26 protein-coding genes are annotated in these 25793 nt (G+C 68.3%); 18 read left to right on the top strand and 8 right to left on the bottom strand.

Going from position 1 to position 25793, the window contains the following annotated elements:
• Positions 1-264 precede the first annotated feature (264 nt).
• The 6 genes from ABD259_RS14335 to ABD259_RS14310 all read left to right on the top strand — a co-directional run bounded on the left by ABD259_RS14335 (position 265) and on the right by ABD259_RS14310 (position 5518).
• Positions 265-849, top strand: coding sequence for a DUF6444 domain-containing protein (locus ABD259_RS14335; RefSeq protein ID WP_344162834.1), 585 nt, complete (start codon positions 265-267; stop codon positions 847-849).
• A 143-nt stretch (positions 850-992) separates the two neighbouring features.
• On the top strand, positions 993-2168 hold the full coding sequence (locus ABD259_RS14330; protein ID WP_344162831.1) for an LLM class flavin-dependent oxidoreductase: 1176 nt from the start codon (positions 993-995) through the stop codon (positions 2166-2168).
• A gap of 79 nt (positions 2169-2247) precedes the next feature.
• The gene (locus tag ABD259_RS14325) at positions 2248-2805 is read left to right on the top strand and encodes a flavin reductase family protein (protein ID WP_344101340.1); all 558 of its coding nucleotides are present in this window, start codon (positions 2248-2250) and stop codon (positions 2803-2805) included.
• Between the two features lie 63 nt (positions 2806-2868).
• A complete protein-coding gene (locus ABD259_RS14320; RefSeq protein WP_344101338.1) occupies positions 2869-3744 on the top strand; it encodes an ABC transporter permease in 876 nt (291 codons plus the stop codon).
• Positions 3720-4475, top strand: a complete 756-nt coding sequence (locus ABD259_RS14315) for an ABC transporter ATP-binding protein (RefSeq protein WP_344162828.1) — start codon at positions 3720-3722, stop codon at positions 4473-4475. Before ABD259_RS14320 ends, ABD259_RS14315 begins: the two co-directional genes overlap by 25 nt.
• 47 nt (positions 4476-4522) lie before the next feature.
• Positions 4523-5518 (top strand): ABC transporter substrate-binding protein, encoded by a 996-nt coding sequence (locus ABD259_RS14310; protein ID WP_344162825.1) that lies wholly within the window; start codon positions 4523-4525, stop codon positions 5516-5518.
• Between the two features lie 159 nt (positions 5519-5677).
• On the opposite strand, the gene ABD259_RS14305 is transcribed toward ABD259_RS14310, so the two are convergent.
• Together ABD259_RS14305 and ABD259_RS14300 are read right to left on the bottom strand one after the other, a co-directional pair.
• Positions 5678-6193, bottom strand: coding sequence for an SRPBCC family protein (locus tag ABD259_RS14305; protein ID WP_344162822.1), 516 nt, complete (start codon positions 6191-6193; stop codon positions 5678-5680).
• Positions 6183-6575 carry an ArsR/SmtB family transcription factor gene (locus ABD259_RS14300; protein ID WP_344162819.1) on the bottom strand — a complete coding sequence of 131 codons (393 nt, stop codon included), beginning with the start codon at positions 6573-6575 and terminating at the stop codon, positions 6183-6185. The genes ABD259_RS14305 and ABD259_RS14300 overlap by 11 nt, the downstream gene beginning before the upstream one ends.
• Positions 6576-6748: 173 nt before the next feature.
• Between ABD259_RS14300 and lon the strand changes: the two genes are divergently transcribed.
• Positions 6749-9175, top strand: a complete 2427-nt coding sequence (gene lon / locus ABD259_RS14295) for an endopeptidase La (protein WP_344162816.1) — start codon at positions 6749-6751, stop codon at positions 9173-9175.
• A 549-nt stretch (positions 9176-9724) separates the two neighbouring features.
• Complete coding sequence (locus ABD259_RS14290) at positions 9725-9970, top strand: excalibur calcium-binding domain-containing protein (RefSeq protein WP_344101297.1); 246 nt, start codon at positions 9725-9727, stop codon at positions 9968-9970.
• Positions 9971-10150: 180 nt separating this feature from the next.
• Here ABD259_RS14290 and ABD259_RS14285 read toward each other — a convergent pair whose 3' ends face one another.
• On the bottom strand, positions 10151-10753 hold the full coding sequence (locus ABD259_RS14285; protein WP_344101295.1) for a CGNR zinc finger domain-containing protein: 603 nt from the start codon (positions 10751-10753) through the stop codon (positions 10151-10153).
• 56 nt (positions 10754-10809) lie between these two features.
• Between ABD259_RS14285 and ABD259_RS14280 the strand changes: the two genes are divergently transcribed.
• Both ABD259_RS14280 and ABD259_RS14275 read left to right on the top strand, forming a co-directional pair.
• A complete protein-coding gene (locus ABD259_RS14280; protein ID WP_344162813.1) occupies positions 10810-12084 on the top strand; it encodes an MFS transporter in 1275 nt (424 codons plus the stop codon).
• Between the two features lie 5 nt (positions 12085-12089).
• Positions 12090-13190 (top strand): Gfo/Idh/MocA family oxidoreductase, encoded by a 1101-nt coding sequence (locus ABD259_RS14275; RefSeq protein WP_344162810.1) that lies wholly within the window; start codon positions 12090-12092, stop codon positions 13188-13190.
• Between the two features lie 373 nt (positions 13191-13563).
• Here the strand turns inward: ABD259_RS14275 and ABD259_RS14270 are convergent, their stop codons facing one another.
• Positions 13564-15234: a hypothetical protein gene (locus ABD259_RS14270; RefSeq protein WP_344162808.1), complete on the bottom strand. Its 1671-nt coding sequence runs from the start codon at positions 15232-15234 to the stop codon at positions 13564-13566.
• A complete protein-coding gene (locus tag ABD259_RS14265) occupies positions 15231-15899 on the bottom strand; it encodes an ABC transporter ATP-binding protein (RefSeq protein ID WP_344162805.1) in 669 nt (222 codons plus the stop codon). The genes ABD259_RS14270 and ABD259_RS14265 overlap by 4 nt, the downstream gene beginning before the upstream one ends.
• Positions 15900-16196: 297 nt before the next feature.
• Here ABD259_RS14265 and ABD259_RS14260 point away from each other — a divergent pair, with 297 nt between their 5' ends.
• Positions 16197-16541, top strand: coding sequence for a PadR family transcriptional regulator (locus ABD259_RS14260; RefSeq protein ID WP_344101287.1), 345 nt, complete (start codon positions 16197-16199; stop codon positions 16539-16541).
• A 59-nt stretch (positions 16542-16600) separates the two neighbouring features.
• Entirely contained in the window at positions 16601-17215 is a 615-nt protein-coding gene (locus tag ABD259_RS14255; RefSeq protein WP_344101285.1) for a hypothetical protein, read from the top strand.
• A 74-nt stretch (positions 17216-17289) separates the two neighbouring features.
• On the opposite strand, the gene ABD259_RS14250 is transcribed toward ABD259_RS14255, so the two are convergent.
• Positions 17290-18414: an MFS transporter gene (locus ABD259_RS14250; RefSeq protein ID WP_344101283.1), complete on the bottom strand. Its 1125-nt coding sequence runs from the start codon at positions 18412-18414 to the stop codon at positions 17290-17292.
• Positions 18415-18645: 231 nt separating this feature from the next.
• On the opposite strand from ABD259_RS14250, the gene ABD259_RS14245 reads away from it, so the two are divergent.
• The 4 genes from ABD259_RS14245 (at position 18646) to ABD259_RS14230 (ending at position 21301) form a co-directional block, all read left to right on the top strand.
• Positions 18646-19536 (top strand): LysR family transcriptional regulator, encoded by an 891-nt coding sequence (locus ABD259_RS14245; RefSeq protein WP_344162803.1) that lies wholly within the window; start codon positions 18646-18648, stop codon positions 19534-19536.
• A 41-nt stretch (positions 19537-19577) separates the two neighbouring features.
• Positions 19578-19907 (top strand): hypothetical protein, encoded by a 330-nt coding sequence (locus ABD259_RS14240; RefSeq protein ID WP_344101279.1) that lies wholly within the window; start codon positions 19578-19580, stop codon positions 19905-19907.
• Between the two features lie 74 nt (positions 19908-19981).
• The gene (locus ABD259_RS14235) at positions 19982-20263 is read left to right on the top strand and encodes a hypothetical protein (protein ID WP_344101277.1); all 282 of its coding nucleotides are present in this window, start codon (positions 19982-19984) and stop codon (positions 20261-20263) included.
• Positions 20264-20479: 216 nt separating this feature from the next.
• On the top strand, positions 20480-21301 hold the full coding sequence (locus ABD259_RS14230) for a hypothetical protein (RefSeq protein ID WP_344162801.1): 822 nt from the start codon (positions 20480-20482) through the stop codon (positions 21299-21301).
• 603 nt (positions 21302-21904) lie between these two features.
• Here the strand turns inward: ABD259_RS14230 and ABD259_RS14225 are convergent.
• Both ABD259_RS14225 and ABD259_RS14220 read right to left on the bottom strand, forming a co-directional pair.
• Positions 21905-22120, bottom strand: coding sequence for a cold-shock protein (locus ABD259_RS14225; protein ID WP_344101273.1), 216 nt, complete (start codon positions 22118-22120; stop codon positions 21905-21907).
• A gap of 189 nt (positions 22121-22309) precedes the next feature.
• Positions 22310-22747, bottom strand: a complete 438-nt coding sequence (locus ABD259_RS14220; RefSeq protein WP_344101271.1) for a hypothetical protein — start codon at positions 22745-22747, stop codon at positions 22310-22312.
• A 270-nt stretch (positions 22748-23017) separates the two neighbouring features.
• Here ABD259_RS14220 and ABD259_RS14215 point away from each other — a divergent pair, with 270 nt between their 5' ends.
• Together ABD259_RS14215 and ABD259_RS14210 are read left to right on the top strand one after the other, a co-directional pair.
• Positions 23018-24250: an MFS transporter gene (locus tag ABD259_RS14215; RefSeq protein ID WP_344162795.1), complete on the top strand. Its 1233-nt coding sequence runs from the start codon at positions 23018-23020 to the stop codon at positions 24248-24250.
• Positions 24251-24347: 97 nt separating this feature from the next.
• Positions 24348-25724 (top strand): four-carbon acid sugar kinase family protein, encoded by a 1377-nt coding sequence (locus tag ABD259_RS14210; RefSeq protein ID WP_344162792.1) that lies wholly within the window; start codon positions 24348-24350, stop codon positions 25722-25724.
• Positions 25725-25793: the final 69 nt, after the last annotated feature.

Genomic DNA, 25793 nt, shown 5'->3' with positions numbered 1-25793 from the left:
TCGGATATTCTCGAATGCCGAGGATTTTAAGATTTGTGACTCGATATGTGAATAGTGGTTTGTTGATATTGTTTGGCCTGGGTATTTCGCTAAACTCTTTTTTTCGAATTTATTCTTCCCTCTATTCATAGCCGTTATTTCGATAAGGAAGTAAGATTATTGTAAATTTTCACGTGGTGGCTGGGATTCGGGTATAACGGTCGCCGCACGCCGGTCTTTGGAATTCCCCTACAGGCCGCCGGCTCTGGCGGCATGATCGGTTCCATGACCTCATCCTCCGAAGCGCTGCTGAAGCGGGTGCTCGCGCGCGTGGAGGAACTCGAAACCCGTGTCGCCGAGCTGGAAGCCGACAACACGCGGCTGCGAGCCGCCCTGGAGGCCCGCGACGCCCGGATCGGCGAACTGGAAGCCGAAAACGCCGCGCTGAAGAAGGAGAACGCCCAGCTCAAGCACCGCCTGGGCCTGGACTCCACCACCTCCTCCCAGCCCCCGTCATCCGACCGGCCCTGGAAGAAGCCCGCCCCCAAGTGCCTGCGCACGGCGAGCGGCAAGCGCCCCCGGCAAGCAGCAGGGCGATGCGGGCACCACCCTGTGCCAGGCCGAGATCCCCGACGAGGTCCTCGACCATTACCCGCGGACCTGCACCGGCTGCGCCCGGCCCCTGGAATCGCCCCCACCTGCCTGTGCAGCGCAGCGCCGAGGTCCTCGCCGATCTGCTGGGGCCCGTACGGCATCCTGGAGCGCGCTGACAAGTGCTCGTCGCTCCGAGTCCCCGGACCTGTGTGGGGGCGTCGTCGGTCGAGCGAGATCAAGGCGAACGCCAACCTCGGTTGTGCGGCTCAGGCGTGAAGGAGCCAGAGCGTCGCCCCCGTGTCGGTGCTGGTAGTCGAGGCGGCGGTGAATTTCCTACTTACTTGGTTGACAAAGGGGGGAATGGGCTCCAGAGTAGCGCTAGGCCATCTGTGATCAGCGGAGAGGACGGGGACTCCCTCATGGCACTGACGTTCCACTGGTTCCTGCCGACCCAGGGCGACGGGCGCGGCATCGTCGGGGGTGGGCACGGGGTCGATGTCGACTCTGCTTGGCGTGATCGTGAGCCGACCACGCGCTACCTGGCGCAGGTCGCCCGTGCCGCTGAGCAGCTCGGTTTTGAGGGGGTGCTCACTCCGACGGGGGCGTGGTGCGAGGATGCCTGGCTTAGCACGGCGATGCTGGTCGAGGCCACGGAGCGGTTGAAGTTCTTGGTGGCGTTCCGGCCCGGGCTGATATCGCCGACGCTGGCCGCCCAGATGGCCGCCACGTTCCAGCGGCTCAGCGGCGGCCGACTGCTGCTCAACGTGGTGACCGGCGGGGAGGGCGCCGAGCAGCGTGCGCATGGGGACTTCCTGGGCAAGGAGGCCCGTTACGCGCGTACCGACGAGTTCCTGCAGGTCGTGCGGCGCCTGTGGGCGGGGGACACCGTCGACTTCTCCGGTCGCCACCTCGCCGTCGAAGGCGCCCGTCTTCATCGCCTGCCCGATCCGCGCCCGCCGCTGTACTTCGGCGGCTCTTCCGAGACCGCCTTGCGGGTGGCGGCCGAGCGGGTGGATACCTACCTGACGTGGGGTGAGCCGCCTGCTGCGGTCGCCGACAAGATCGACCGAGTGGCCGCCCTGGCGGCCAAGCGCGGACGCACGCTGGAGTACGGAATCCGGTTGCACGTCATCACGCGCGACACGTCGCGGGAAGCGTGGGCCGAGGCCGAGCGGCTGCTGGCGAACATCGACGACACGACCGTCCAGACCGTGCAGAGCGGACTGTCGGCCAGCGAATCCGAGGGGCAGCGGCTGATGCGCGAACTGCACGGCGGCCGCCGCGACCGGCTGGAGGTCTATCCGAACCTGTGGGCCGGGATCGGCCTGGTGCGCGGTGGTGCCGGGACCGCGCTGGTGGGAAGCCACAGCGAGGTCGCCGATCTTATCGAGGAATACCACCGGCGCGGGCTCACCGAGTTCGTCCTGTCCGGCTACCCGCATCTGGAGGAGGCCTACTGGTTCGGCGAAGGCGTGCTGCCGATCCTGCGTGATCGCGGCCTATGGAGCCCTCCGGGGGACCTCCCCACCCAGGCAGCGGCCGTCCCCTTCGTCGCGTCGGCCGGGGCACCCGCCCCCACTTCCTCGGCGAACTGAGGCCTCCTCCCCGACCCCCGTCCTCCAGAGGGCCCGTACTGCGGTGTCCACCGTTCCACGCGCATGAAGGGCAGAACCGATGACCACCGTGCACACGATGCCCGCCCGGGCCACTCCTGGGCTGCGTACGCGGGCGAGTGCGCAGCCCCCGGATGTCGATGCCGACGCGTTCCGCCGCCTGATGGCACACCATGCCGCGGGCGTCGTGATCGTCACCGCCGACGTGTCGGGCCGGCCCGTGGGGCTCACCGCGACCTCGTTCACCAGCGTCAGCATGTCACCGCCCCTGGTGGCCTTCTACATCGCCGATTCATCCACCACATGGCCCGAACTGCGCAAGGCCCGGTTCTTCGCCGTCCACCTGCTCGCCGAGGACCAGTGGGACCTGGCCGCGCGCTTCTCCACACGCGGCATCGACCGATTCGCGCCACCCACGGCCTGGAGCCGGGGCGCGGAGAACGTCCCGCTCCTGGACGGGACCGCGGTGCACCTCGTGTGCCGCCGCTACGACACCCGCCTGATCGGGGACCACTGGCTGATGGTCGGCGAGGTCGCGCACGGCTACGTGCTCAGCGACCCCCGCCCGCCACTCCTGTACCACCGCGGCGCCTTCGGCGGGTTCTCCCCGCTCGCCTGACACCCCCATGCTTCCCGTGCACCGCGCGTCCCCACCCTGGTCATCTTCTTGAGGAGGAACCCGTTGGGTCCGCCGTCCGCGTCCGCTGTGCGGACGTCCGCCACCAGTGAACGATCGCAGCACCCACCTTCCCCTCCGTCGCCACCGACGCCCAGCAGCGGCACCACCGCTCCCAAGCGGAGCCGCGGCGGCGCCTGGCTGCGCTGGATCAGCCCGGTGGCGCTCCTCGCCCTGTGGCAGCTGGGCGCATCGGCCGGGGTCATCCCCGAGCGGCTGCTGCCACCGCCCTCCGCGATCGCGGCCACCGGCATCGACCTCGCGCGGGACGGCACCTTGCTCACGGCCGTGGGAACCTCCCTGGAGCGGGTCCTGGTCGGTTACGCGGCGGGGGCAGTGGCCGGAACTGGTTGCGCCCTCGTCGTCGGGATGAGCCGATGGGGCGAGCGACTGCTGGACCCGCCGCTGCAGATGCTGCGCGCCCTACCGATCTTTGGCCTGATCCCCCTGTTCATCCTGTGGTTCGGTATCGGCGAGACACCCAAGATCACTTTGGTGGCCATCGCTGTCGCCGTCCCCCTGTACACCAACACCGTCGCTGGCATTCGGGCCGTAGACGTCAAGTACATCGAGGTCGCCCGCGTCCTGGGGCTCGGCCGCGCGGCGGTGGTGCGCCATGTCGTGCTGCCCGGAGCGCTCCCCGGGCTGCTGACGGGACTGCGCGTCAGCCTGGGAGGCGCCTGGCTCGCCCTGATCGTCGCCGAGCAGATCAACGCCGACGCCGGGCTGGGCTTCATGATCAACAGCGCGCGGGAGTTCCTGCGCACCGACATCGTCGTCCTCGGTCTCGTCGTCTACAGCCTGCTCGGCCTGGCCACCGACGCACTCGTCCGGCTCCTGGAGAGGAGGGCGCTGTCATGGCGGAGCAGCATGCACACGTGACCCCGAAACGCGGTGCGGGCGCGGTCTCGCCCCCGGCCGCGCGTGTGCGCGGTCTCGACAGGTCCTTCGGCGGCGATCAAGTGCTGCGCGGCCTGGACCTGGACCTGGCCCCAGGGGAGTTCACCGCTCTCCTTGGACGGAGTGGATCAGGCAAATCGACCCTGCTGAGGGTGCTCGCGGGTTTAGACGCCGACTACGAGGGCGAAGTCGCCGCCGAAGGCGCGGTCGCCGTTGCCTTTCAGGAACCACGGCTGCTCCCGTGGAAGAAGGTGTGGGCCAACATCGTCCTGGGGGTGGCGACCCCGTCGCCACGCGACGCGGCCACGGCAGCGCTCACGGAGGTCGGCCTAACCGAGCGGGCCGACGCCTGGCCGCTGACGCTGTCCGGCGGCCAGGCCCAGCGTGTCTCCCTGGCACGCGCCCTCATCCGCGAACCACGCCTCCTGCTACTGGACGAACCCTTCGGCGCCCTGGACGCACTGACCCGCGCCGCCATGCACGACCTGGTTCTGAACCTGTGGAAGCGGCACCGCCCCGCCGTTCTGATCGTCACCCACGATGTCGACGAGGCGCTGCTCCTCGCCGACCGAGCGCTCGTCCTCACCGATGGGCGCATCTCCCACGACATCCCAGTGAAGCTGGAGCGCCCGCGGCGGCGGGGCGACCCCCGCGCCGCGGAACTTCGCGCCGAGCTGCTCACCGCGCTCGGCGCCGCCCCGGCTGCCTCTTAGTTGCGGCTCGCTCCCGCGTTGCCTCCGACGGAAACGGAACCCCACCGATGATGGCCCGTACCACGTCCGCACCCGCCGCCACCGCATCGGCGGTCCTGGCCCTGCTGCTTCTGGGAGTGGGCTGTTCGGCACGGAACGGCGGTGCCGACGACGTCAGTGACGTGGTGCTCCGCGTGGGTGACCAGATCGACGGAGCCCAGGCGCTGCTTGAGGCGTCGGGGGAGCTCGACGATGTCCCGTACACGATCGAATGGTCCACGTTCACCTCCGGCCCGCCGCTGTTGGAGGCCCTGCACGCCGACGCGGTCGACATCGGCCAGGTCGGCAACACGCCCCCGGTCTTCGCCGCGGCCGCGGGCTCGGACATGCGGATCGTCGCCGCCTTCGCGTCCTCCCCGGACAGCACCTCGATCGTCGTGCCGACCGACTCCGACATCGAGAGCCCCGCCGACCTGGTGGGCCACTCCATCGCCGTGACCAAGGGCAGCTCTGCCCACGGTCAGCTGCTGGGGGTTGTGAAAGCCGAAAAACTCGCCTTCGACGACATCGACGTCAACTACGTCCAGCCCGCAGACGGCCTGGCGGCCTTCTCCGAGGGCCAGGCCGACGCCTGGGCGGCATGGGACCCCTACATCGCCCAGGCCGAGGACCGTGTGGGCGCGAAGATCCTGGTCAGCGCCGAGGGATACAGCAACACCTTCACCTTCCAGGTCGCCGCGGTTGATGCGTTGGAAGACCCGGCCAAGGAAGCGGCGCTGGAGGACTACGTGGGCCGGGTCCACCGCGCGGTGCTGTGGAGCGCGGCCCACCCGGACGCCTACGCGAAGGTGTGGTCCCAGCACACCGGACTGCCCGACAAGGTCACCCGGATCGCCGCCGAGCGGCGTGCCCCCGCGCCGCGGCCCATCGACACGGAGTTGATCGCGTCCGAGCAGGACCTGGCCGACGCCTTCGCCGACGCCGGGGAGATTCCCGAAGCGCCGGTGATGGCGGACTATGTCGATGACCGGTTCAACGATCTCGTGCCTGAGGCCGAAGGGTGAGCGGGGAACAAGCGGGACATGTCATGTCAGACGAGATCACGCGGCGGCCGGCGCTGCTGGGCGGATCGCGTGGGCGCTCGCCCTGGCCAACGGCGTATCGCGGTGGCGCGGCCGCCGATGGCCAGGGACGCGCTGTGCGCGTGGTGTGCGGTGTGGCCTCTAGTGGTCGGCGCCAGAGCGCTCGACGATCTCGGCGAGGCGGTTCAGGGTTTCGCGGAGACCCGACTCCATGCCCGAGGCCACCATGGCGTCGCGGTCTTCGACGGACTGGAAGACGGAGACGCTGGTGTACTTGGTCTTGCCTCCGTCGATCTCCTCGAAAGTAGCGGTGTCGAGTTCCACGTGTCCGGGCACGCCTTCGAATTCGAAGGTGGAGACGACGCGTTCCGGTGCGACGAGGTCGTGGTAGACGCCCTTGAACGCGTATTCGGTGCCGTGCTCATCGCGGCTGATGTAGCGCCACACGCCGCCCGGCCGGACCTCGGCGCGGTCGACGGTCGTCTCGTACTGGGCGGGGCCCCACCACTTGGGGATGAGGTCCGGGTCGGTGAACGCCGCGTAGACGACGTCGCGCGGGGCGTCGAAGACGCGGGTGACGACGATGTCGTGGCGGCCCGGTTCGACGATGAGTTCGGTCTTGTCGGTTTTGTTGGTCGTATTGGTCCTATCGGCCATGGTTCTCGTCCCCTTGGTCCTGGTGATCCTGCCGATGGGTCTCGCGGTTGGCGTGCATGCGGTGCTGGAGGCTCTTGATCTCCTGGTCGAGGCGGTCGAACCGCTCTTCCCAGCTGGCCCGGTAGCGCTCGATCCAGTCGGAGGCTGATTGCAACGGCGCCGCCTCCAGGCGGCACGGCCGCCACTGGGCGCTGCGTCCCCGGCTGATGAGGCCCGCGCGTTCGAGCACCTTCAGGTGTTTGGAGATCGCCTGGAGGCTGACGGAGAAGGGCTCGGCCAGTTCGTTCACCGTTGCCTCACCCTCGGCCAGGCGGGCCAGGATCTCCCGCCGGGTGGGGTCGGCCAGCGCCGCGAACGTCAGGCTGAGCTGATCTTCTTCCATACCCTATTCAACCTCTCGGTTGTTTAACCTATAGGTTGATTATGCGCGTCAGGGGAGAGGGTGTCAAGGAGCGCGCGGCGCCTCGGATCGCGATCGCTCACGGCGAACGCCGCGAGGGGAACAAAACCCGACTCTTTTTTATTGAGTGATAGTGACTCAACAAGGAGGGTTCGATGAGTGAAGCCCAGTCCAGCGTGACGTTGCCCGTCCTCCCCCTCGACGGAGACGTCGTCCTACCTGGCATGGTCGTGCCAGTGGACATTTCCGAGTCCGACGTCCGTGCCGCGATCGAGGCCGCCCAGGCCGGGGACGATCGAGACGAGAAGGTTCCCGGCATCACCTCGCAGAGCGGCAGGGGAAGCAAGCCGCGGGTGCTGATCGTGCCGCGCATCGACGGCTCCTACGCCGGTGTCGGCGCGGTGGCCGTCATCGAGCAGGTCGGCCGCACCCCCGAAGGCGAACCCGCGGCCGTACTGCGCGGAATCGCGCGTGCCCGCGTCGGCAGCGGGACCACCGGCCCCGGCGCGGCCCTGTGGGTGTCGGTCGACATCCACCACGAGGAGGCACCCGAGGGCGGCTACCCCGGCAAGGTCACCGAAGCGGCCCGCGAGTACAAGGCGCTGCTCACCACCTACCTGCAGAAGCGCGGTGCCTGGCAGATCCTCGACGGCATCCAGCAGCTCGACGACCCGGGCAAGCTGGCCGACCGCGGTGGATACTCCCCGTTCCTGAAGACCGAGCAGAAGCTGGAGCTGCTGCAGACCTACGACGTCGCTGAGCGGCTGCGCCTGCTCAGCGAATGGACCCGCGAGTACCTGGCCGAACTCGACGTCGCCGAGACCATCGACGCCGACGTCCAGGAGGGCGTGGAGAAGCAGCAGCGCGAGTTCCTGCTGCGCCGCCAGCTGGAGGCGATCCGCAAGGAGCTCAACGAGCTGTCCGGAAAGCCGGGCAGCGAGGAAGAGGACTACCGCGAACGTGTCGAGGCCGCCGACCTGCCCGACTACGTCCGCAAGGCCGCGCTCGCCGAGGTCGACAAGCTGGAGCGGGCCGGTGACTCCTCACCCGAGTCCGGCTGGATCCGCACCTGGCTCGACACCATCCTCGACATGCCGTGGAACGAGCGCACCGAGGACGCCTACGACATCGCCGGGGCACGGGAGATCCTCGACGCCGACCACGCCGGGCTCGACGACGTCAAGGAGCGCATCGTCGAATACCTGGCGGTGCGCAAGCGCCGCGAGGACAAGGGCCTCGGCGTGATCGGCGGGCGGCGCAGCGGCGCCGTACTCGCCCTCGTCGGCCCGCCCGGTGTCGGTAAGACGTCGCTGGGCGAGTCCGTGGCGCGCGCCATGGGCCGCGAGTTCACCCGCGTGGCGCTGGGCGGCGTCCGCGACGAGGCCGAGATCCGCGGCCACCGCCGCACCTACGTCGGCGCCCTGCCGGGCCGTATCGTCCGGGCAATCAAGGAGTCCGGCTCGATGAACCCCGTCGTGCTGCTCGACGAGATCGACAAGGTCGGCAGCGACTTCCGCGGCGACCCCACGGCCGCACTGCTGGAGGTGCTGGACCCGGCGCAGAACCACACGTTCCGCGACCACTACCTGGAAGTCGACCTCGACCTGTCCGACGTCGTCTTCCTGGCCACAGCCAACGCGCTGGAAACCATCCCCGGCCCGCTGCTGGACCGGATGGAACTGGTGGAGCTCGACGGCTACACCGAGGACGAGAAGGTCACCATCGCCCGGGACCACCTGCTTCCGCGCCAGCTGGAACGGGCCGGCATGGACGCCACCGACGTCGACTTCGAGGAGGGCGCGCTGCGCAGCATCGCGGCCGAGTACACGCGCGAGGCGGGCGTGCGCGGCCTGGAGCGGACCATCGCGCGTGTGCTGCGGAAGGTCGCAGCGGGCGTGGCCCTGGGTGAGCGGGAACTCCCGGTCACGGTGCGCGCCGAGGACCTGCCCCAGTACATCGGCCGTCCGAAGCACACGCCGGAGTCGGCCGAGCGGACGTCCGTCCCAGGCGTGGCCACCGGCCTCGCCGTGACGGGTGCGGGCGGAGATGTGCTCTTCGTCGAGGCCTCGCTGGCCGACGCCGAATCCGGGGGCAGTGGGCTGACCCTGACGGGCCAGCTCGGCGAGGTGATGCAGGAGTCCGCCCAGATCGCCCTCTCCTACCTGCGCTCACGCGGCGCGGAGCTGGAGCTTCCGGTGGGCGACCTGAAGGAGCGCGGCGTGCACATCCACGTCCCGGCGGGTGCGATCCCCAAGGACGGCCCGAGCGCCGGTGTCACCATGACGACCGCGCTCGCGTCGCTCCTGTCGGGCCGGCCCGCGCGCTCCGATGTCGGGATGACCGGTGAGGTCTCGCTGACCGGGCGCGTGCTGCCCATCGGCGGTGTGAAGCAGAAGCTGCTGGCCGCCCACCGCGCCGGCGTGACCACGGTGCTGATCCCGTCGCGCAACGAGCCCGACCTGGACGACGTCCCGGCCGACGTGCTGGAGGAACTCACCGTCCACGCCGTGAGCGATGTCCGCGAGGTCCTCGACCTCGCGCTGGAACCCGCGCACAGCGGCGCGGCGGCCGTGGCCGCCTAAGAGGCCGACCGTCATGCGGAACGGGGCTGTTGGCTGACGCTTCAGCCAACAGCCCCGTTGCTTTCGGTAAGCGGCCTTGCCACGGCTCCTGACGCGGCCGGCTGCCCTGCCCGCCCGGTTTGTAGGGGAGATGGCAGGACCCTGGCGGGCGAGGGGTGGTCGGTCCACTCTAGGAACAGGGCCCACTTTTTCGCGTGTGCCATGGCACGGCTGGCCGTGCAGGTGATTCGCGCTCCCATCTGGTGCCACCGTGAGTGGTGATTCCACTGGTGCGAAGGCCGGAGCGAGGCGAGCGGGAAGTGGCACCCCGCGGATGCGTTTCAGCACCTGGAGGGAATTGTCCGAAAACCGCGGTGAAGAATGGGGCATCATGCCCCTATGCCAACAAAACCCACCACACTGGTACCGGGCGCCACGCGAGCAACCTTTTTCACTGCGACCGCCGTTTTCGGAGCCCTCGTGATCGCGGCTTTCGCTCAAGGGTGTGCAGGAAGCCCGGACAACGGCGACCCGCAGGGCGCCGCCCCGGCCCCGGCGCCTACCGTCACGGTGACCGCCACGCGCACCATCGAGACCACTGCGACCGCCACACAGACTGTCGAAGCCACCAGAACGGTGCGGGAGACCGTCACCGAGCAACCGCCCGCACCTCAGGGAGGCGGCGGACGGGGGCGGGACGAGTTCTACGAGAACTGCGACGCCGCGCGCGCCGCCGGTGCCGCACCAGTGCGTGAGGGGGACCCGGGGTACGGACTACACCTTGACCGCGACCGCGACGGGGTGGGCTGCGAGTAGCCCTCTTCCCCACCTAGCGGGGGACAGGTGCTGGGTGTGCACGATTGGTTCGGCCAACCCCCCGTCAACGATCTCGAATCGTTTCGCGAGGCGCAGGCGCCCGTGCCTGCCGTCGTCGCCGGTGGTCGCAGTGGTCGGCGCGACCACGACCGCCCAGCACCGTGCGAGGCCGGATACCGCTTAAAGGACGCCAGTCTCGGGGTGCGCGGTGTCCTGGTCTGCTTTCTCCGGCCTTCCTGCTCGACGGTGCGCTGCGACGCGTTCCCGCGTGGCGCATCGGGGAGAGCAGAAACGGCGCGGGGCACCGCGGCCGAGCGCGATGTAGACGTGCTGGCAAGTCGGTGATGAGCAGATCCCTCCGGGCTTGCGCTGGCGGTCGGCGATGAGCACCGCGAACGCCATGCAGGACGAGGTCAGCATCCACTCTGGCCATGGGGCGTCGTCGTGGCTGTCGAGGTGGAGGTGCCAGTTGGACGTTCCGCCGTGATCGGTGAGGCGGGGCGGGCGCGCGTGCTCCGCGAGCAGGTGGTTGACCCGGGCGGCGGCCTGGCCGGTGTCGGTGGCCGCGAAGACCTCGCGCAGCTGGCGGGCGACGAGCGCCATGGTGTCCACGTCCGCGCGCGTCAGATGGAGGGGATCGGTCTCCCCGTGGGCGCGCAGGACATCTGCGACAGCGTCCGGATCGGCCGGTGATGGATAGAGGGCGTTGACCAGATCGACAGTGCGGTCGGCGACCGCACGCATCGAGCGCCCGGCAAGGGGATCGGAACCCGTGTGCGACATACTCCGACAGTAACGCGGTGTGTAAAATTCTGCGTTACCCATGTAACGTCATCCTTGTGAATTCGCGTTACATACTCCGGGGATACCTGGCGGGTGGCGCCTCGGCCCGCATCGGGGACGAGATGTCCGGACCGGCGCTCCTCCTTCTGGGGCTCGCCGTCACGGGGTCCGCTACCTCGGGGTCGGCACTGCTCGCGGGCGTCACCATCTCCGCGGTGATCGGCGGCCCCCTCCTCGGTGTGCTGCTGGACCGGTCCGACCGGCCGGGTCGCGTACTCGCCTTCGCGCTCGCGGGTTACGCCGCCGGGCTGGCGGCGATCCTCGTGAGTCTCGGGCGGCTCCCTACCCCTGCGGTTGTCGGCATCGCGTTGCTTACAGGACTGCTGGGGCCGGCGCTGGCGGGAGGCTGGACATCCCAGCTGCCGCGAGTGGCCCCGGCCGCTGGGCTCTCGCGCGCTACGGCCCATGACGCCATGACCTTCAGCCTGGCTAGCCTTGTCGGGCCCGCAGCGGCGGGGCTGGTCGCCTGGGCAGCCGGAGCCGCCATGGCGGTGGCAGTGTCGGTCGCGCTCATCGCTCTGGCCCTCCCAGCAGCATGGACGCTGCCCTACGCGCACGCGTCGCCTGCCTGGCGCCCGTCGGGCCCGCGACGCAGCGTCCCGCGCCACCTCGTTTCCGGCCTGCGCGCGATCATGCACGGGCGTCCGCTGTTCCGTGCGACGGCGACCTCGACGATCTCCTACGTCGGCATCGGCATGTTCGTCGTCTCCTGCCCGTTGCTCGCCGAGCCGGTGTTCGGCGACGCCCGCCATGGCGCCCTGCTGCTTGCGGCGGTGGCGGGGGCCGCGCTTGCCGCCAACGCGTTGCTCGCGCGACGACCTGGGAGCGCCGGTCCGCCGGACCGGATCCTCTGGCTCAGCGCGGTCATACTCGCTGTCGCCTTCTCCGTGGCATTGGCCGCGATCGCGTCCGTGCACGCCGGCAGCGGGGTAACCGGGTACGCGGCACCACTCCTCATCACGGCCGCGGTGGTCGCCGGTGCGGCCGACGGCCCGCAGCTGGCGGCGCTGATCGCGATCCGCCACCGTGAGGCTCCGGACCACCTGCGCAGCCAGATCTTCACCACCGGCGCGAGCTTCAAGATCACCGGGTTCGCCGTCGGATCCGCGCTCGCTGGTCCCCTCTCGACGTGGTCCCTGGGCGGAGCCCTCGCGTCGGCCGCCGGTGTCGAGATCGCTGCCGCACTCGCGTACGCCGCGTGTCGAGCCGAACGTCCGCGTCGAGAGGGGCAGCCGGTCGGTGATTCCGGGCATCGCCGATGGATAGCGTGAGGACCATGAGCTCTGCGAACGGTGCCGAACGAGAACTGCATGTCGCCGTCATCGGCTACGGCAAGGGCGGTGAGGTGTTCCACGCGCCGCTGGTCGACGCCACTCCCGGGCTGCGGCTGTCCGCGGTCGTGACGGGTAACCCGGAGCGGCAGGCCGCCGTACGCGCTCGCTACCCGCACGCGACGGTGATCACCTCCGCCGAGGAGCTGTGGCAGCGAAGCGACGAGTTCGAGATCGCCGTCATCACCACCCCCAACGCCACCCACGCGACGCTCGCCCGCGCCGCGCTCAAGGCCGGCATGGCTGTCGTGGTCGACAAGCCGTTCGCGCTCACCGCCGACGACGCGCGCCAACTCACCGAGGAGGCGGAACAGCTCGGTCAGGTCCTCACCGTCTACCAGAACCGACGCTGGGACAGTGACTTTCTGACCCTGTGGAAGCTCATCGAGGAGGGGGAGCTGGGCCGGGTCCACCGCTTCGAGTCCCGGTTCGAACGGTGGCGGCCGACAGCCAAGCAGACCTGGCGCGAGCGTGGCGGTGCCGACGACGGAGCCGGGATCCTCTACGACCTCGGACCACACCTCATCGACCAGGCGATCAACCTCTTCGGTCCGGTGTCCTCCGTCTACGCCGAACTCGACGCCCGCCGCGACGGCGTCGCCGCCGATGACGACTCCTTCCTGGCACTGACCCACACCCGCGGGGTTCGGTCGCACCTGTGGATGAACGCGCTGAGCGCCCAGCCCGGCCCGCGCTTCCGTGTCCTCGGCGACCGCGCGGCGTTCACGATCGACGGCTTCGACGGGCAGGAGGCGCGACTCGGAGAGGGGCAGCGCCCGGACTCCGCCGACTGGGGAGTCGAGCCCGAGTCGGCATGGGGCCGCATCGGTGCCGATGGCGACCTGCGCCCGGTACCGTCCGAACGCGGCGACTACCTGGCGTTTTACGCGGCCCTCCGCGACGCGGTCGCCGAGGGGGAACCAATCCCGGTGGAACCGCATGAGGTGGTGCACGGCCTGGAGGTCATCGAAGCCGCCCGCCGCAGCACACGGACCGGCGGCACCGTCGACCTGGGGGAGTCCGCGGGATGGGGAACGTCGACCTAGCGCGTCCCGGGCCGACTCCGCTGGTGGAAGGGGACGCGTTTCCCGGAGGACGCGAGTCTTGTCGCGACGCGCCGTACTGCGGAGGCGACGAACCCGCGGGGAAAGCCGCCTGGGACCTTTTCCGTGCCTCGCGGTGTCCGGCCCGCCGCCCCCGCCCCCTGCCTTTCGGTCAGGTAGCGCCAGGCGCCCCGCTGGCTGTCGTCGGTGCCGATCGAGCCTGTCGAGCCGTGCACGGTGGCGGCTGGACAGTGACGACGGACATCTTCAACGCGATGCTGAAGGACGTTCGCGGGCCCGGTGATGACGGCAAGCCGCGGCCCTCGTGCACTGGCGGTCGACAGCCAGGACATCAGGCATCGCACGGACCGTAACGTCAGTCCGTCCGTGGGGACGGGCCGCCACCGCGGACAGCCTGACGGCCCCTGCGGAACGCCCAGCTGCCCAGCAGCAGCGTGGCCAGTACGGTCCAGGCGGACGCGGCGGAGGCCGGAAGCCACGCCCCCAGCGCTGGGGCGACGACTGTCACCACCGCGATGGGTCCCTGCGCCTGCCACCCCAGAAGCTGGAGCGGAGCGGTGTTTCCCATTGGGGTCTCGTAACCGATCCACATGTGCGCTGGAAGAGAACCGCGGAACACTCCGGCGAGCACGCCGGCAACGGCAGCGGGCAGCATCGCCAGCACCAGGAGGCTCTCGGTGGCGCCTGCCAGGACAGCGGCCGCGATCGCGGGGAGCGCGAGGGCACCCAGAGCTATCAGCGGGGCGCAGCCGTGCAGCAGCACGGCCGTCTCCGGCCGATGCGGGAAGAACAGGATTCTGCGGGGTACCGACGCGGTGAAGCGTGCCCCGCCCGCCAGGGACGAAGCCGCGATAAAGAGGAGTGCTCCGCCTGCGACGGCTGCCCCTGCGCGCAGCGCGGGCGCGGCGCCCACGCCCGCGCTCACGGCGAGCACGGCCATCGAGACGGCCACCCAGGCGCGTACCAGGGAAGACGGGGCGCGGACCAGTCCAGTCGCGTCCCGCCAGGGCACGACCGCCCATGGCCGTGGGGGCTGCGGCAAGCGCAGCCAGGTGAGGAGGGGCCCATCCCCTTCACGCAGTGTGTCGTGCAGCCAGTTAGCCTCGCTCATCCACATACCGGTCCGCACGCCCGCATGCATGTCGGCTCGTGCTCGGAGTGCGGAGGTCGGGATGAACGCGAGAATCCGGTCGGCGAGAAGGACGGCCGCCGTGGTGGTGACGGCAAGTGCCCCGAGCGAGATCCATCCGCCGACAGGGGCTGCTCCCACCGAAGCGAGTACTCCGTGGGCCGCCCATCCCCATGGCCCCGACGCCAGCGCTATCGGCGTGGCCGCGCTTTCGCTGTCGGCGGCGCACAACGCTATGCCAGCCAGGGTGGCCAAGGCAGCGAGATAGACCGGAGTCAGCCAGGCCATCACGGTACGGGAACGGCGGCTGTATAGGACGATCACCGCGATCGCGGCGCTGAGCACACCCAGCAGCGTCCCGGCCGACAAAGCCGGCGCGAACAGCGCCCACGGCGCGGTGTCATCGGGCAGACGACGCACAGCGGAGCCGACCGCCGCCACGGAGAGCAGGCCGACGCCGGCCCCGGTCGCCCCTCGGATCAGGAGGGCCCTCGCGAAGAGAGGGCGCAACAGCTGTCGGCGGTCGACGGGCAGGGAGAGCAGCCAGTCGATCATCGGCCGATCGACGGCGAGCGGGCCTCTGACCAGCGCGTCTCGGGCCGAGATCCATAGGGTGGCCAGCGCGGCCGCGGTGAGGACCGCCGGAAGCGCCCCCGATGCCCGGTTCGCCCATGAAGGCAGGTCGGGGTCAGCCAGTGCCGAGGCCAGCCAGGACATCAGCGACAGCCCCGCCATGGTTGCGGCGAAGACGCCGACGTAGACAGTGAAGGCCCGATCGTCGCTCCGGCGTCCGCGGGCGGCACGCCGTGCCGTGCGAAGGTGGCGTGTTACGAGCTGGGCCGCATCGCCGCTGCGGGCGTGGGCTCGTGGAGCGGTGGACGGTGCTCGGGCGGTCACCGCTGTCCCTTGGGAGCGTCTGTACGGGCGGTGCCATCGGCGATACGGAGACGCATGTCGGCGAGGCGATCGACGAGGGTTTCGTGGTGCGTGGCGAGAAGAATCGCCGAGCCCGCGGATTTGGCTTCGGCCAGCAATTCAGTGAGAGAGTCGCGCGCCGCAGCATCGAGATGGCGCTCCGGTTCGTCAAGGATGAGCAAACGGGCGTTCGGGCGGACGAGGAGTGTGGCGATGAGGGTGAGCTGCTGGAGCCCCCTGGACAACCGTCCCGGAGTAAGGTCGGCGTGCTCGACCAGTCGGCATCGCCGCAATGCCGCCGTGACCACGTGCCTACTCTCGGCGCCGCAGCCATGCCCGACCGCGATCAGCTCCAGGTGCTCGCGCACTGTCAGGTCTGGGTAGAAAGCGGCCTCGTCGAGTAGGGAGACGTTGCGGCGGAACTCGCGCGCGAACTCGTTCGGCGTACGTGAGCAGACCTCCACGACACCTTCATCTGGTAACTCGCGGCCTCCGGCAATGCGGACGAGTGTGGATTTCCCCGCCCCGTTCGGCCCTGTCACCGCCAGGCACTCACCGGGGTCGAGGTTGAGACTGAGCGGGCCGAGGACCCGGCGATCGCCGTACCGACGGACGACATCGGTCATCGCGATCACGGGGTTTGGCATGTGGAATTCCCATCGGTTGCGGGAGGGCGGGCGATAGCGTATCCGACCGCGTCCCTCGCGGCCGTTCACCCCCGCGGGCGACGAAAAAGCTCCCGCGCCTCGCGTACGGAGCCAGCGAGTTTGGTGCGCGAGCGTAGAAGCTACCCACAGGCCGCTCCGCGGACCGAACCAGCCGTGGCTCGACGCGTGTTCGCTCTTGGGCGCCCCGCAGGGTGGGTGGCGGCCCCATGTGCCGGCCGCCTCCGAGGATCAGCATGTCGCGTGGCAGTATATGTCGTCATCTGATATATATCCCCTATGGCACTGAGAGAGCAGAGCTACCTCGTGCTGCTGGCTCTTGCCGAGGGGGAGCAGCTGCACGGGTACGGCATCATCACCGCGGTCCGGAGGTTGTCCGACGACCGGGTCAAACTCGGTGCCGGGACGCTCTACGGAGCGCTGGACCGCCTGGCCACGGAGGGCCTGGTGGAGGTGTCCGGTCAAGAGGTCGTACGGGGCCGCAACCGGCGCTATTACCGACTGACCGAGGATGGTCGCCGCGTCCTGTCCGCGGAGACCGACCGCCTGGCCAAGCTGACCGACGTCGCCCGCCAGCTGCTGGGCCGCGGCACCGGGCCACGTCCGGCGGCGGGAACCGTGTAGGGCCCACCGCGGCCACACGCTCGATGCATCGGAACGACGGAATGGGAGACCGCCTGACCATGGACCGCTATGAGTCGGAACTGCGCCGGGCGCTGCGCTGGTACCCGCGGCACTACCGCGAGCGGCACGGAGATGAGATCGTGGCGACCGCTCTGGACCTGCGTGAACCCGACGAGTCGATACCGGGGCGGGCCGAGCTCTGGGGGTTGATGACGGCCGGGCTACTCACCCGGATCCGCGAGTTTCCGCCGCTGTGGCACTGGGCGGGTTACCGTTTCCTTGGGAAGCGCGTGCCGTATCGATACCGGGCGTGGGTGCGGGACGACCTCACGGGGCGCCGCTACCACGCGAGGAACGTGGTCTGGAGGGTGCTGGCCCCTGTCATCCCGTTCGCCGTGTTCATGGTTCCGCTCGCGGTATGGGCGACCATGGCCTCTGGAGTCGATCCATGGGGCCACGAATACACGCTGGGATTCGCACCCAAGATTGTGGAAACGCTCGCGCAATGCTTCTTGCTCATGGCGATCACCTGGTGGCCCTTGACGCTCAACAACTTCGGCGAACGGAGGCGCGTCGAGCTTCTGGCCAGACACGATTTTTACCCGAACGGCCGCCCTGTGCGTTGGCAAGAACAGCAGGAGCCCGGCACGATCGCCAGGTGTGAGCGTTCCTGACGGGCGATACGGGCATAAGGGCGACCAGTGTCGCGGCCGCCCCATATCCAGCTCAAACAGGCAGCATGACTCGGCTACCCGGCTGACGAAGCAGGGGCGCGCCCAACCAGCGTCGCGACCATCGCTCCGATGGCGAGCGCACCCGCCAACCACATGGCCGACACACCGCCGGCGCCGTCCGTCGCTATCCCGCCGACGAAGGCACCCAAGGCGATGCTCCCGTTGAAGACACCGACGAAGAGGGCGGTGACCGCCTCGCCGTCCTCTGGAGCGGACTTCATCATCCATGTCTGGGCGCTCACCGACACACCACCGTAGGACAGGCCCCACACGATCATCAGGAGCCCGGCGGCGGGGGCAACCGTGCCCAGCCACGGAATCAGCAGCACCGCCGCACCCACCCCCAGACTGAGAACCACGATGGTGGTGCGCGGGGCACGCACCGCGCGTGGGCCCGCCGCGAAGTTACCGACGATCCCCGCGATGCCGTAGATGAGCAGCATCGTGCCGACCAGCCCCGCGCTAATGCCGGTGACCTCCTCCAGGACCGGCCTGACGTAGGTGTAGGCGGCAAAGTGGCCCGTAACGAGCAGCACAGCGAGGACCAGGCCGGTGACCACCCGCGGGTTGCTGAGCACCCGCGCCACACCGCTGAGTCCCGCCGCCCGCTCAGCGGTGAGTTGCGGCAACAGAACGGCCATCGCGACCGCCACCAGCAGGGCCAAGCCCGCGATCGCGACGAACGCGGCGCGCCACCCGACCAGGGCGCCGATGTAGGTGCCGGTCGGGACGCCGAAGACCGACGCCACCGCGATGCCGCTGAAGATCATGGAGGTCGCCGCTCCGACCGACTGCGCCGGGACGAGCCGGGGCGCCAGCCCGGCGGCGAGTGCCCATACGCCGGCCATACCGAGGCCGATGAGCACTCGCGCCACGACCATCATTGGGAAGTTCGGAGCCCACGCGGCGAGGAGATTCGCCGCGGCGAGCAGCACCATGAGCGCGACCAGCACGATGCGCCGGTCGGAGCGTCGGATAGCAAGAGGGAAGAGTGGTGCGGACACGGCCGCGACCAGCCCCGTGATGGTCAGCGTCAGGCCCGCTGTGCCCTCGCTGACGTTGAGCGCGCCACCGATCGGTGTCAGCAGCCCCACTGGCATCATCTCGGAGGTCACGACCGTGAAGGTTCCGATGGCCACGGCGATCACCGCGAGCCACCCCCGCAACGGATGGGGTTTTTCCGCTAGGGGGGATCGACGTATTGCAGAAACGTTGGACATGCGGATGATCAAAGCCGCGGCGGGAGGCCGGAACAACGGTCAATTCCTCATGCTTCAATGAGCCGGGCTCATCGATGCACGTCGCGCTGCGGTTGGTGGGGAGAAGGGCGTGGAAGCCGAGCGCGGGGGCGCGAGGGAGGAGCAGTGGACATGCGGGGACTGGACGTGCGCGAGCTGGAGTGCTTCCTCGTCCTCAGCGAGGAACTGCACTTCGGCCGCACAGGTGACCGCCTGTACGTCTCGCAGAGCCGGATCAGCCAGCTGCTCCGCAAGCTTGAGAGCCGTATCGGCGCCCGCCTGGTCGAGCGCACGAGCCGCCGCGTCCGGCTCACCGACTTCGGTGAGGAGTTCGCCGTGGCACTCCGACCGGCCTACGACGCTCTCGCCTCCACGGTCGAGGAGGCACGCACCAGGGCACGCGGCGGGCGGGGACGGCTGCGCATCGGGTTCCAAGGGACCGTTTACGAGCAGGTCACCAGGGCCATCACCACGTTCCACGATCGCCATTCCGACTGCAGGATCGACCTCGTCGAGATCCCCCTCTCAGACCCGTTCGGCGCACTTCGGCGTGCGGAGATCGACGCGGCCGTGGTCCTCCTCCCCATCGAGGAGCCCGACCTGACCGTGGGTGTGACGTTCTCCGAGCAGCAGCAATACCTCGCCATGTCGACGCACCACCCCTTCGCCCGGCGCAAAAACCTGACAGCGGAGGACCTCGCCCGCACGCGCCTCATCCCTCTCGCGGGACCCGCCCCCGACTACTGGAAGCGGGTCCACTGCCCCGACAGCACACCGTCGGGTCGCGCCATCCCCCAGGAAGACGGCGTGCACACCCTCCAGGAGGGACTGACCCAGATCGCAGCCGGGCGAGGCGCGATGCTGCTGTGTGGAGCCACCGCCAAGTACAACTTCCGCCCGGACATCTCCTTCGTCCCGATCACTGGACTTCCCGCCTCCGCACTTGGCCTGATCTGGTCATCCAGCGGTGAGACCCCTCACCTCAAGGAGTTCGCCACCACTATCTCCGACTTTGAGCGGTAATGTCCGCCCTGCAGGTGAGCGGATACCAGAACAGGTGAGCTGTGAGCGAAGGAATCGGCGTCAACGTCGTCAAGGGCAAGAGCAAGGGTGAGGCAGCCGAAATGCTCGCCGAAGCCATGGTGGGCCTGACGGACACCTTCGAGGCGATGCTTGAGGACATTCGGAGCCCAGCGGCTGAAGCCCCGGTACGGCAGGGGTACGACAAGTTTCGTGAGGACACGTCGGTCTTCCTGGGAGAACTACAAAATCACGGGCTCCAGCTGAGTGAGAACATCCAGGCCGGCGCATCCGCAGCCGCGAAGAACGACTACGACAGTTCCAAAGATTTCGACGGACCCTGGCCTGGTCTCAGCCGCAACGTCAACGGCTGAATCTTACTTTTCCTGCCCCCAACCCCCGGAGACGACTGTGGCGAAATTTGAGTTTAACGAGTCCGGTTGCACGTTTGTTCCAGACGAGACACTCGCACGAGAAAAAGCTGAGGGAATTCATTGATGAGTTCGACATTTTCGTCGGTCGTGTTAATGGTCGCTCGGGAGATCTCTACGGCGAGCTTGATGGCGCTTCCGTAGACTTCAGTGACTTTATTGCATGGCGGACGACCAAGGTCCATGTTTCGCAAGGAAACGACGACTGGATCGCAATTACACCCGACGTTATGCATGGGGTTGATCCAAGCTCTGACGAATTCGGGGCGACGGTGTTCGATTGTGTTGGGGTGTATTGATATGAATGCTATCTCTCTGAATGAGCGAGAAATTTTTTGAATCCCCGTGATTCCTCGGCGTCAGATGCTCGTAGTTGTTTTGTGAGGCGGTTTGTTCGGAACATGAAATCTCCACGCCCTCCCCTTCTGGTTGCGGCAGCAACGGGTGCGTTAGTTCCTGCCCTCTGGTTGGTTGTCATGAGTAACGCTTTGGGTGCATTCGGGTACATTTTACTCATGTCATTCATCAACCCCCCGTTTTGGATTATTCCGTTGGCGATCCTGGCGGGAATATGGGGGATCGCCTGGTTCGTCCTGCACCTATCTGGGGTTCCTCGCCCCAAATCCGTTGCCGGGTTGGGGATTGCAGCACTAACGTGGAACGCTCTGCTGACGGTATATCTTATTATCGGTCTATCAGTGGAACCTCCACTCTGGCTGTTTGCCATAATGAGTCTGGCGGGTGTGTTTGCATGTTCGGCGACAGTCTATAGGTCCCGAAATCACCGCAGTCGGAATGAAATTGGCGTTGTTGTTATTATTTCCGGTATCGTCATTTCCTTCTGTGTGAGTGTCGCTCTGAGTGCTCATGACAAGTTTCTGAAAGTCGAGGAAGAGGCTCAGCGGCAGTCGGACATGCTTCGTCGTGAAATTCAAAAGTGTGATGATGGATTCGCCATAATCGATGGGGATGAATGGCAGCCAAGAACGATTCCTGTGGAGGCGTATAGAGGGTGCGTGTCCATTGAATACCAGACGATTCAGGGGAGGATTGTCGAGGTCTCCTCTTATCGAAAAGGAGAGGATATTCATCAGGGCTGTGATCGGTATATTTGCGAGGACCGGGATGGTTTTCTTTTGGTGTGGCGGGATTTGAACGAGCTCAAGGAGGCGCGTGTCCATCTGGATCAGCGGATAGTTGTCCACGTTAGTGGAGTCGATTTCGACGAGGAAGATGCCCGCCAGGCCGTTGGGCTGCTGCGGATGGCTACTCCGAAGGATCGCGAATCCCTCATCAAGTCCCTGGCCGAGTCATATGCTGAACAACGTTTTTCTTAATGGTGTCCCACGGTCTAAGTGGGGCGGCGTTTGAGTTCTCTTTGACTTCTGAAAGGGCTCTCTTCGTATGCTGTGCCTTCAGTGTGCACTGCGGGGACACGGGAGGAAGCCTGTACGCGGCGCCTCCGTCGGCGAGGAGCAGGAACCGAGCGAGTGACCCGTTCATCGTCTGCGGTCTATATACCTGAGGGAGGGGTAGCCCGAGAGGCTAACGGGGCCACGAGCGGTCCGATTCATGTCCGACTTCTGTTGCGATCCGTTGTGGCGTCGCGGCAGCGAGGGGCCGGATAGTTCGTGCGGCTGCGGCGTCAGCTCGCGTGGGGGATCGATGAGGGGCTCGGGGTGCCTGGAGCGTTCGGTAATTCGACAGTGCCGAATGTCGGGATGTGACCATCGCGCTGGACATGTCGAGGGCGTCGTGCGAGCCGAAAACTGCCTTGTTGGCTCCACGAACCAACTGGTGAGCTTGGCGGAAAACAGTGCCGTGGGACCGAGGAGCAGTTGCAGCGAGGGGTAGTGGCCCCTGCCCGCTGGGTCGTCGTCTCGTCTTTCGGTCGTGACCACATCGCTGGTGCGACGGCTTCTGTTTGTGTGCGGCGGGGTTTACTGATCCTGTTGCTCTTCTTGCTCTTCGAGGACCCTCACCCGCTGTGCGTGTGGGCCCCTGTCAGCCTCGACGAGTTCGAATTCGACCTGCTGGCCGGCTTCGAGAAGCCCGGAGCCGGGGAATTTGATGCCGCTGTCGTGGACGAACACGTCATCGCCTTCGCTGTCGGGAGCGATGATCCCGTAGCGCGCCTCCGCGTCGAACCACTTCACCTTGCCCTTAATGGCTACCCCTCCCTGGTGGCTGATCCTGACTGCCGTAGGGGGATTCGAACGCTACTTTCCGGCGCGGTCCCAGAGTGGAGCGACACGCCAGCAGTGGGCCTGCTGGGGGAATCTTTTTCCCACATTTGTGCACGTCTCCTGCGCGTGACGGCGCCTGGCGGACGAGGTGGCCATCGTCTACATGATGAGCCAGGAGGCAAAGCGCTCGGCGGTGTGCTCACCTGGGTGCTGCCGGATGAGGCCCTCCTTGGCGGCCGCCCGGAGCCGGACGACGGAGTTGTCGCCTCGGCCCTGCGCTACCAGGGCGGTCACGACGACCGGATTCTTGTACTTCGGACCCCCGTCGGTGAGGATGCGGACCATCTGCTGCCCCTCGTCGCGATCGGTGTGTGTCCACTCGACGTGGGGTGGCCCGATTCGTTGGCCCGCTTGTTCGAGGACGCTGGAGACATGCTTGACAGCACCTTCGAAGGGCAACGGGATGACCAGGTCGATCTCGTGCGTGTCGGTCTTCCGCCTGCTGGCGATGAATTCGTTCAAGCGGGCGCTACCGCCATTCGCGGCGGCGGCCGCACCGTGTGCCTGGACCAGGATCTCGTCTTCGGTCTGAAGCATGATCGCCCCTCCCCGCCTCCGCCCCGATCGCGTCTGCGGCCGAGCGATGAGGCGCGGACACCTGAGGGGCGGCAGGCTGGCCTTCAATGCGCTTTGTAGGTCTGTGATGCGTTGGGGGCAGGTTCTGACCCGCTGAGTTCGTGGCCGAGTCCGGTCAAGTTCCGCCTGGCGGGGTGGTGGGGCGGCCGACGCGGTGCGGGAGGAGGCCCTTCTCGCTGTTCGGGGACCCGGGTGGGGTGTCTGATTCATCCGACGTCTAACGTCGTACGAGTGAGCGACACCCTTACCGGGCACGGACCCCACGACCGGGTAGGACATCGCGTCGGTACCCCTGGATACCGGCGTGTGATGATCGCGATGACCGCGGCCGGGATCGCGACGTTCGCGCAGCTCTACGCGGTCCAAGCCGTCCTCCCCGGCCTCGCTGCCAGCTTTGACGCCTCTGCCGCCAGCGTCGCGCTCAGTGTCTCGTTCGCGACCGCGGGACTCGCCGGGTTCGTCCTGGCGTGGAGTGGTATCTCCGACCGGTTCGGGCGCCTGAGGGTCATGACCGTCGCCCTCACCGTCTCGACCGTCCTTGGGCTCATCGCGCCGTTCGCCCCGGATCTGTGGGTGCTGATCGGGCTCCGGGCGCTCCAAGGGGCGGCCCTGGGCGGGGTGCCCGCTGTGGCCATGGCCTACCTCGCCGAGGAGATCGACCCGGCCCACCTGGGCCGTGTCGCCGGGATCTACATCGCGGGAAACACCGTCGGCGGCATGAGCGGCCGGCTCGTCGCCGGGGCCGTCGCCGACGTCGGCGGGTGGCGCTGGGGCGTCGCGGCCGATTCTCTGCTCGGGCTGGTCGCCCTGGTCGTGTACCTCGTGGCCGTCCCCCGCGCGGTCGGGTTCACGCCGCGGTCGAAGAGTACGGCGGAACCGGGACTGGCTCGGCGTATCCTCACCGGTGTCGCCGACCCCGGTCTCATCGCTCTCTACTGCCAGGCGCTCTTCCTCATGGGCGCGTTCGTGACCGTCTACAACTACCTCGGCTTCCGGGTGACCGGGGCGCCTTTCCACCTGTCGCAGACGCTGGTCGCTTTCCTCTTTGTGGCCTACCTGGCCGGGACCTTCAGCTCGGCGGTCGTCGGCCGGGTGACCGAGCGCCTGGGGCGGCATCCGGTGCTGCTGGCCTGCGTCGGGGCGATGGTGATCGGCGCGTGCGCGCTGCTCGTGCCGTCGCTGGTGGCGATCGTCGGCGGGTTAGTGGTGTTCACGTTCTTCTTCTTCGCCGCCCACGCCACGGCCTCCGCCTGGGTCGGCCACCGTGCCTCCGCCGCCACGCGCGCCCAGGCCGCCGCGCTCTACACGCTTGCCTATTACCTCGGCTCCAGCCTCTTCGGCTGGCTCGGCGGGCTCTTCTACGACCACTTCGGCTGGCGCGCCGTCGTCCTCTACGTCGCCTCCCTGTGCGCCGCCGCGGCGGTGGCCGGTCTGGGCCTGCGCGTACGCGGCGTCCGCTCCTGATCACGATCCATCACACCACCTGGGCCCACGTGGGCGGTTCCCCTAATGTTGAGGTTGACCCGCCCATGAAACATGATTGACATCTAGGAGCCCCGCCGTGGTCCAGGTCCTCGTCGTGGCAGACGATCTCACCGGCGCGACCGCCACCGGTGCGCGTTTCGCTCGTACCGGGATGCGCGTGGCCACTGTGACCCCCGAGCACGTGAGCGCGGTCGCCGACGAATACGACGTCGTCGTCGCCAACCTCGACAGCCGCCACCTGCCTCCCGAGCAGGCGTCCGACCTCGTCACCGACGTCGTCGAAGCGGTCTGGCCCGTCGGTCTGGTCGTCAAGCGCACCGACACCACGCTGCGCGGCAACGTCGGCGCCGAGGTGGAGGCCGCCTGGCGCGCGGTGCGCGAGAGAGTCTCCGCGGAGACGCCGGTTCGGGCGCTGATGGTGCCCGCGTTCCCCGCGTCCGGCCGCATCACCGTCGACGGTGCCCAGCTCCTCAACGGCGTCCCCCTCGACCACACCGAGCTGGCGGCCGACCCGTTCTGCCCGATGACCACCGCCGACGTCACCGCTATCCTCGGCTGGCAGACCGACCTCGCCGTACGCCACGTGCCCATGCGCCAGGTCACCCGGACCCTGCTCACCGCCGACCTGGTGGCCGGCGACGAGCCCGTCGTCCTCTGCGACGCGCTGGAGGACCGCCACCTGGAGGACATCGCCGAGGCCGCCGCCGAGGCCCACCGCCGCGACGGTACGGTGTGGGTCGCCGTGGACCCCGGGCCGACGAGCGCGCTGCTCGCCTACGCGCTGCGCCTGCGCGGCCAGGCCGGGTCGCCCGGCCCGCTGCTGGCCGTCGCCGGAACCAACACCGGGCTGACCTCCCGCCAGCTCGACACCGTCGCCCGCATCGGCCCCGCCCGGTTCGTCGACTTCGAACCGGCCCGCCTCGCCGACCCCAAGGACGACCACTTCGACGACGTGGCCCGCACCCTCACCGACCACCTCACCTCAGCGATCTTCCCCGAGGTCGTGATCCTGCGCGGCACCGTCCCGCAGGAGCGCGAGGGCGCCCCCGCGGTCCCCGGCATCCCCGTCGAGGCCCGGCGCCGCCTGCCGCAGCGCCTGGCCGAACTGGTCGCCGAGGTGATCCACGACGTCGCCGCCGACGCCGGGACGCACGCGCTGCCCAGCGGCCTCTATCTCGTGGGCGCCGACGTGACCTCCAGCCTCCTCGACGAGCTCGGTGTCCACTCGCTCGCGGTCGGCGGCGAGGTGGTCCCGCTGACGGTCCACGGCACGCTGAGCGGCGGCCCGCTCGACGGCGCCCCCATCGTCACCAAGGGGGGACTGGTGGGTGACGACACCACCGCCGTGGAGTGCCTGCGCAAGCTGCGCCGGTCTGCCCAGGCGCGCTTGCAGCAGGTGCGTTCGGAGGTTTCCGAGCATGTGGTGCCCACGGGGGCTCCGTCGCGGCTGTGAGGCTCTCAGGCCCTGTCGACGTGGGAGTGTCGGCCGTTCCGGGTATGTAGATCTCGGGGGGAGAGCGGG

The organism is Nocardiopsis rhodophaea, assembly GCF_039530945.1.
GTDB classification, from domain to species: domain Bacteria; phylum Actinomycetota; class Actinomycetes; order Streptosporangiales; family Streptosporangiaceae; genus Nocardiopsis_C; species Nocardiopsis_C rhodophaea.
This window is presented reverse-complemented; position numbering and strand designations above follow the sequence as displayed.